This window comes from Streptomyces soli (assembly GCF_003999195.1).
Taxonomy (GTDB): Bacteria; Actinomycetota; Actinomycetes; order Streptomycetales; family Streptomycetaceae; genus Actinacidiphila; species Actinacidiphila soli.
In genome coordinates this window covers 1-7223 of the sequence record NZ_RJVR01000145.1, presented here as the reverse complement: position 1 = coordinate 7223, position 7223 = coordinate 1, and the positions used below count along the sequence as shown (strand labels likewise).

The 7223-nt window shown below is 69.2% G+C and carries 9 protein-coding genes and 1 pseudogene; 6 read left to right on the top strand and 4 right to left on the bottom strand.

The features are described from left to right. The first annotated feature begins 325 nt into the window (after positions 1 to 325). Positions 326 to 430, top strand: a complete 105-nt coding sequence (locus EFK10_RS53785) for an Lsr2 family DNA-binding protein (RefSeq protein WP_456318725.1) — start codon at positions 326 to 328, stop codon at positions 428 to 430. Positions 431 to 538: 108 nt separating this feature from the next. Here EFK10_RS53785 and EFK10_RS12985 read toward each other — a convergent pair whose 3' ends face one another. Beyond that, positions 539 to 1051 (bottom strand): hypothetical protein, encoded by a 513-nt coding sequence (locus tag EFK10_RS12985; protein ID WP_127355868.1) that lies wholly within the window; start codon positions 1049 to 1051, stop codon positions 539 to 541. A gap of 430 nt (positions 1052 to 1481) precedes the next feature. Then, positions 1482 to 2375, bottom strand: a complete 894-nt coding sequence (locus EFK10_RS12975) for a LysR family transcriptional regulator (protein ID WP_127355867.1) — start codon at positions 2373 to 2375, stop codon at positions 1482 to 1484. 240 nt (positions 2376 to 2615) lie between these two features. Here EFK10_RS12975 and EFK10_RS12970 point away from each other — a divergent pair, with 240 nt between their 5' ends. From EFK10_RS12970 to EFK10_RS12955, 5 genes are all read left to right on the top strand, one after another. Further along, positions 2616 to 3329, top strand: coding sequence for a YoaK family protein (locus EFK10_RS12970; RefSeq protein ID WP_206305430.1), 714 nt, complete (start codon positions 2616 to 2618; stop codon positions 3327 to 3329). A 236-nt stretch (positions 3330 to 3565) separates the two neighbouring features. Further along, positions 3566 to 3919, top strand: a complete 354-nt coding sequence (locus tag EFK10_RS47345) for a hypothetical protein (protein WP_164835968.1) — start codon at positions 3566 to 3568, stop codon at positions 3917 to 3919. Between the two features lie 347 nt (positions 3920 to 4266). Beyond that, complete coding sequence (locus EFK10_RS12965) at positions 4267 to 4491, top strand: hypothetical protein (RefSeq protein ID WP_127355865.1); 225 nt, start codon at positions 4267 to 4269, stop codon at positions 4489 to 4491. A 672-nt stretch (positions 4492 to 5163) separates the two neighbouring features. After that, entirely contained in the window at positions 5164 to 5349 is a 186-nt protein-coding gene (locus tag EFK10_RS50055) for an oxidoreductase (protein WP_407647070.1), read from the top strand. A gap of 222 nt (positions 5350 to 5571) precedes the next feature. Continuing rightward, positions 5572 to 6447 (top strand): aldo/keto reductase, encoded by an 876-nt coding sequence (locus EFK10_RS12955; RefSeq protein ID WP_127355864.1) that lies wholly within the window; start codon positions 5572 to 5574, stop codon positions 6445 to 6447. A 213-nt stretch (positions 6448 to 6660) separates the two neighbouring features. Here the strand turns inward: EFK10_RS12955 and EFK10_RS12950 are convergent, their stop codons facing one another. Beyond that, entirely contained in the window at positions 6661 to 6987 is a 327-nt protein-coding gene (locus EFK10_RS12950) for a hypothetical protein (protein ID WP_127355863.1), read from the bottom strand. Then, a pseudogene (locus EFK10_RS12945) lies at positions 6984 to 7223 on the bottom strand (conjugal transfer protein); the annotation flags it as partial. The gene EFK10_RS12950 and the pseudogene EFK10_RS12945, both read right to left, overlap by 4 nt.

Below are 7223 nucleotides of genomic sequence, written 5' to 3'. Positions count from 1 at the left end.
TGCGACGGCGGCCCCCAGCGCAGAGGCAGTTCCCGCTGCGGAAGCCGCGGGACCCGGCGTAAAGCGCCGGGCGAGCAAGAAGGGCGCTGCGGGGAAGGCGGCGTCCACTGCGACGGCGGCTCCCAGTGACGAGGCGGCTCCCGCTGCGGAAGCCGCGGGACCCGGCGTAAAGCGCCGGGCGAGCAAGAAGGCCGCTTCTGCGAAGGCAGCTCCCAGTCAGGAGACGGCCTCCGTTGAGGGATCTGGCAGGGCCCGTAGGACGCGCCGGACGAGCAAGGCGACTGCCTCCGCTGGCGGTAACGGAGGCGTCCCTGCGCAGCGCAGCTTGGCGCAGGTACGGGCCTGGGCGCGGGAGAACAACAAAGAGGTCAGCACACGAGGCCCAATTCCCGCCGGATTGATGGCCGCCTACGACGAGGCCCACGCCTAAAGTCTCGCGCCCCGAGCCCTCGTCAGTCACCACATGTCGACCATCTTTGAACCTGCCGGCGGATACGGTGTCACGGACGATGTATCAGCCCGGCGAGCTGGCCCAGGGTCATTCTTTGTGCTCGGCCGCGTCGGTGCTGCTGCGCTGGTTGCGGGCTTCTTTGACGGCGCGCTCCCATTTCCAGGCCGGCTCGTGGTGCCGTGCCGCGAGCTCGGCGGCGACGCCGCGGCGGTAGCCGCCGATCTCGCGCAGGTAGCCCAGGGCGGTGTTGATGCGCTGGGTCTCGGGCTTGCGGTCGCGGTGCTGGGGGCCGGTCGGGCGTCCGGCGGCGCCGGTGTTGTCGCCGGTGCGCTTGCGGTCGAAGTCCTGCAGGTCTCTGCGGCGGAAGGCGGGGATCTGCCGGCCGGTGGGGCCCTCGAGGGTTCCGACCGGCTCAGGGACGGAGCCGGGGTTGGCGTTGAGGTATTTGCGGATAGCGCCGGGGCGCGGTGGTCCAGGACGGTCGCCTCGACCGGCCAGAACCTCGGCCGGCCAGTCCCGGCCCGGCTCGCGGGCCTCGCGGGGCCCGGCACCCAGAGCGGAGTAATAGTCAAGACCTGTGGACTGGTTTGTTCGGATCATGGCTTTCAGCATGATCTAGCGCGGAACCCCGGGCGTTCACGACTCCGTTGGGAAATGCGTAAACGGGCTGGTGTGATCCTGTTGTCAGGCGGCAAGTTCGAGCTGGGCGAGGTGTGAGGTACGGACATGCTCTTGTCGAACCGGGCGTGTGCGTGGCTCTGCCGCGGGCAGTACCCGGAACGGGTCATGGTGACCCGGCAGTCGGTCACCTCCCAGCCGTGCAGCCCCTGGCACAGCGTCGCGCGGACGGTGTCCTCGACCGCCTTGAAGAACGCGCGTAGGGCATTGCCCCGACAAGGACTCCGGACAATCTGGATTGCGTTGAACGCGGGGGTAGGACGGGAGCAATTCCAGCCATTCAGCAATGATTGCGACGGCCACAGCGGAGCCGTGCGGGGCGGTCAGTCCCGAGACAGGCGGCGCCGCCGGATCAGGTGCAGCATGGGCTGGCGGCGTCGTTTGCAGCGGCGGTGAGCGCTTCGAGGAGGGCTTCAGTGGCTGCCGTGGGACGGCGGCGGGCGCTGACGGCCGCGGACAGATGCCATGTCAATTCCGGCGCGTCGAGTGGAATCACGCACACGCCGTCGCCGGTCACCGCCGAAGCGGGCATCAAGGTCGCGCCGAAGCCGGCGCGGATGAGCTTGACCATTAGCGCATGGTCGGCGATCTCGGTCGCGGAGTCCACCGGGCCGAGCACCCGATCCACGGTGTCCCGCATTCCCCAGCCCGGCGGGAAGCGCAGGATCGGCACGGCCGACAGGTCGGGCAGCGTGATCAGGGCCCGCTCGGCCAGCGGATGGTCCGCACGGCAGACAAACGCGAGCGGCTCGTCGGTCAGGGGCCGCAGCACGATCCCGTCGGGCGGCCGCTTGCCGCTGGCCGTCAGCGCGATGTCCAGCGAACCGTCCAGGACCGCCCGCAGGTTGCCCGCGGACCCGGCCGAGGACTGGCGCAACTGGACGACAACCTCCGGATGGCGCGACCGCATGTCGGTGAGCACCACGGCGAGATCGAGCGGACCCGTGCTGAACGTGCTGCCGAGCACGACCGTTCCACGCACCCGGCCGGAGACGGCGTGGACCTCGTCCCGCGCGGTCCGCACGGCGTCCAGCACACGCTGGGCGGCCGTACGGAGGGCGGCCCCGTGCTCGGTTATGGCGACGGGTGTTACCGAGCGGTCGAACAGCGCCGTACCCAGATCCCGCTCCAGCCGGGCGATCGCGCTGGACATCGCGGACTGCACGATGTGCATCTTGCGAGCCGCGGCGGTAAAGCTCCCGGTCTCGCAACAAGTCAGGAAGTACTCCAGGTCGCGGATCTGCACAGCATAAGTCTAGTGAAATCCATCGCTGAAATCGCTGAGCGCTATCAATTGTGATCGTTAGACATGATGAGGAAGGGAGCGGATGCTCAAGGCAACGCCCGACGGGGCCGGTGGTGGTGCAAGTGGGACCGCCGTTCGCGCATCGGTCCCCGGGCTAGGCGCCCCTGCTCCCGACCCTTCGAAACGAGAGCCGCCATGGCCGTCCCCTCACCCCTCAGCCGCCGCCCGACGGTGGCCGCCATGCTGGTACTGACCGCGGTGACCGGGCTCATCGACACCTTCAGCTACCTCAGCCTCGGGCATGTCTTCGTGGCTTACATGACCGGCAACGTCGTCTTCCTCGGCGTCAGCCTCCAACCAAGCGCTCATCTGTCGGGGGTCGCCTCCGCCATCGCCGTCGGCGGGTTCGTCCTCGGATCACTCACTGGCGGTCGCATCGCCGCCCGTCTGTCCCGCCGACCGCGCCGCTGGCTAGTCGCGGCCCTGGCCGCGGAGGCAGTCCTGCTCGCCCTCGTCGCGCTAGTCAGCGGCAGCGGTCTGATTACGCCCGACGGGCGAAGCGCGGAACACGGCAGCGCACACGCCGGCGGTCCCTGCGCATACGTGTCTATCGCGCTCCTCGCTCTGGCGGCGGGACTGCAAAACAGCACAGTCCGCCACTTCGGCGTACGCGACCTCAACACCTCCGTGCTGACGTTGACCCTCACAGGGCTGACCGCCGATAGCGCCCTCGGCGGGGGGCAGGGGGCGAAGGCTCACCGCCGGGTCGGCTCGATCGCCGCGATGCTTGGCGGCGCCGTGGTCGCCGCGGCCCTGCTCCAAATCTCGGCCACGGCCGTCGTCGTTCTCGCCGCGGTCCTGGTCGCGCTGGTCTCCGGCGCCTTCGCGACTGGGCGGTCCGCAGTGTCCGGAGCAGACGTCGTCGCTGGGAAAGTTGCCGCGGGAGCGGCGTAGGCGGCCGCCCTCACTCGCGCGCGCTCGCCCTGCCGTCGGGGCGGCCCGCGCCCATGCTCTGATGCCGCCGGTCCGCGCCCGGGCCAGCGGACCCCGTGCTGTACCGCGCCGGAGAACTCGCTGGGCCATGGGAGACGTCGATGTTCAAGACCCTTTCCGGGAAGCAGTCCCGTACTCGTTGATCGTCTCGGCGGTTCGCCTGTAATGTCCCTGTGTCGTTCGGGGTGGGCCGTCGTATGACGCTGCGGGGGCGCGCCCAGCTCACCTGCACCGCCACCTGGCATCGGTCCCGGTGGCGGTGGGTGGCCTCGCCAGACGGTTCGGCGCGGGCGGCGACGGCGTACGAGCGGGCCAAGGTCGCGAGCGCAGCTCTGGCCGAGCACGTCCAGCTCAATACGGCAGGTGATCGCATCTGCGTCGTAGGCATTGCGGACGAGTTCCAGCACACCAAGGTCCGGGTGCGGAACCAGTTCCTCGCCGAGGCGCGCGAGGATTTCGGGGGCGAACCGGAGCCGGTGCTGCATGCAGCTGTTCCTCTCGTCAGCTCGGACCGGGGCTGGGCAGTTCGCCGCCACAGCCAAATCCGATAATGGGTCCGACCGGAGCCCGGCGGCCCCAAACCGGCCCGGTGGGGCGAGGCCCTGCGCAGACTGGCGATGACCGCGCCCCGGGACTGTCCTCCGCGACGGCGCCCCGGGACCGTCCTCCGCTGTTCGAGAGCACCTGCTGCCGCTCGACCCGGTGCCAGTAAACGTTCGTTGCCAGGCGGTTCTCAAGGTAGGCGTCACCAAAGTGGCAGTGGCGGTACGTCATCAAGATGGCAGTACGGACCAGGGGAGGGGATGGCACGCGTTGATCCAGGTCGAGCGGCGTGGTGAGCTGCCGTGCCAGCATGAGTGGCCGTGATCAAGACTCAGACGGTAGGCGAGGAGCCAGCGTGAGACACAACGTCGGATTGGCGGTCCCCCTGGCGGCTCTGGCGCTGCTGAGCGCGTGCGGGGGTTCCGCGAGAGACACCCATCCCTGCACCCTGATGGACGCGCCCGCCGGGATCCGGGTCGAGGTCCAGCCGGAACTGGCGAACAGGGTGGCCGACGCGACCGTTACGGCCTGCTGGGACGGCACATGCCGGAAGCGCACGCTGCGGCTGCGGGAGACCTGATCGCAAGAACCGGCGACCCCAGGAACCTCGTGATGACCACGGAATCCGCTCCCGCCACAGAAGGCCCGGCGGCGAGGACCCCCACAACCCCCGAGCCCTTTATCTGGCCTGGCTTCGCGGTCGTACGTGACCTCCCAAGAAAGCCAGTACACGTCACGCTGGTATTCAAGAACCAGCGGGGCGCCACCGTGCTCGACCGACAGGTCAGTATCACCCCGCAGCCCACCTATCCCAACGGCCGCAACTGCTCGCCGGGCGGCCCCCTGGCGCGCCTGACGGTCACGGGAGAGGGCTCGCTAATCCCACGCTGACCGTGCGCTCCACAACGGACTTGGGCTGGCGATGCGCTGGGGCCACCCGCCGTCTCCAGGATGTGGGACAGCAGCCGCTGTCCCGTGGCGGGCTGGCTATCGGATGGCCTCAGCGCTCCGGCGTCCAGCCTGCTGGATACGTTTCCATGTACCCGGCTGGGTACTTTCACGCGAACGCCGACAGCTCCCCGCGCCCGCGGGAATGGTCCCGCGGCGTTGGCACGGCTCATGCAACGACTTGACTGCTCCCCGCGGGCGCGGGGATGGTCCCAAGGACGCCGGAGACGTCGAAGCCGAGGGTGAACGGCGGTTCGAGACCCGTGGCGAACCGGCCCCGGGCCCGGGTCTTCCAGTCGGACGGGTGCCGGTGGCGTCTGTCGGCGAGATCACCGAGCCGGCGCAGGCCGAGGAGATCCTCACCAGCGGAAGGGCGGACGCCGTACTGCTTGCCCGTGCGCTGCTGCGCGACCCGCACTGGCCGCTGCACGCCGCGCGTGAACTGGGCGCCGACGCCCCGACCCCGAACCAGTACCTGCGCGCGTTCTGAAGAGCGTTTTGTCTCCGCACGAGTGTTCGGTTGCCGAGTGAGGCCGTGGATGAATGCGGCGTGTTGGTCCAGGTAGAGGAAGTACGACAGGCCCCAGCGGGAGGCCGCAGGCTCATTGGGCAGCCGGGCCCCAGGACTGGAAAGCCTTCGTCTGGAACTTTGCAGGCAGAGCAACGGTTGGACTGTGTGTAAGGCTCATGCTCTTCTTGGAGTGATCCACTTATGACAATCAGCAACCAGCCAGCCAGCGCTTCGGGCACCTACCTGCTCGGCGGAGATCTTCAGGTCACCCGGCTCGGCTACGGAACCATGCAGTTGACGGGGCCCGGTGTCTGGGGCGATCCCAAGGACCCCGACGAGGCGATTCGTGTACTGCGGCGTACTGCCGAACTGGGCATCAACTTCATCGACACCGCCGATGCCTACGGCCCGTTCACGGCCGATCTGCTGCTGAAGAAGGCGCTTCACCCCTATCGCGAGGACCTGGTGATCGCCACCAAGGTGGGCAACACTCGTACGGGCCCCGGCGGGTGGGTGCCGGTGGGTCGGCCCGAATACCTGCGTCAGCAGGTGGAACTCAACCTTCGCCACCTCGGCTTGGAGCGTATCGACCTGCTCCAACTGCACCGCATCGACCCGAAGGTGCCCCTGGCCGACCAGGTGGGCGAGCTTGCCGCGCTGCAGAGCGAGGGCAAGATCCGGCACATCGGGCTCAGCGAGGTCAGCGTCGACGAGCTGAAGGAAGCCGGGAAGACTGCAAAGATCGTCTCCGTGCAGAACCTGTTCAACCTCGCTGACCGCTCCGCCGAGAGCGTCCTCGACTACGCCGAGGCACACGACATCGCGTTCATCCCTTGGTTCCCGCTGGCCACGGGCGCACTCGCCGGCACCGACAGCCCGCTGACCCACATCGCCAAAGAGCGGGACCTCGCCCCGTCCCAGCTGGCGCTTGCCTGGTTGCTGCGCCGCTCCCCCGTCATGCTGCCGATCCCGGGCACATCCACGGTGGCGCACCTGGAAGAGAACACCGCGGCGGCGACCGTCACTCTGACTGACGATGAATTCGAAGCGCTGGCAGCAGTTGCGGTGACCGCCTGACAAGTGACCGCCTGACAGTGAGGCCGGTCCTCATCCCGCTCGTCTGTGCGCGCCCCGGGAGCGAGGCGCGCACAGACGACCGTCGGCCGCCGCCCGACCGCCGCGACGTTGCCCATCAGGTCCAGCGCATGCCGATGGCGGGTGGGTAGAGCACTGCGCGGCCGATCAGGGCCTCGAGCCGGGCGACCCGCTGCCGCTCCGTCCTCTGGCTGCTCACAGCACACCGCCCGTCACGCCGGGCAGCCGGTGCGGCTGCGGGGAGGCCACGACGGTGATGGCGCCGGTGGCCTTGGCTGGGTTGTTGACCTCGTCCTGGAAGAGGTTGGCGAGGCTGTCGCGCGAGTTGTAGAGGCCCAGGGCCAGGACCATGCCGATCAGGGCGCCGATCCCGGCTTTGAGGGAGACCTTGCGGACGAAGGTGATGACCACGATCGCGGTCAGGCCGACCTGCAGGCCCTTGTCGCCCCAGGTCCCGAGCGTCGACAGCCAGGAGTTGCCGAGTTCGGCGAGCTTCCCGGCCAGCTGCACATGGGTGGTCACTTGGCCGCACCCCCAACCGCCGTGGCCGTGATGCTGCTGCTGGGAGCGGGCGTTGCCTTCGCGGTGGCGGTCTTCGCCGGAGCTCCGCCCTGAAGGGCGGTGACTTCCCACCGGCCCGAGCGGGCGGTCATCGTCAGGGTGTAGACCAGCGGCCACTGGTCGCCCGTGGCGTCCGTGGCGGTGGCATGGGCCTGGACGAGCACCGTCGTGCCGTCGCCCGGCACCGCGCCGCCGGC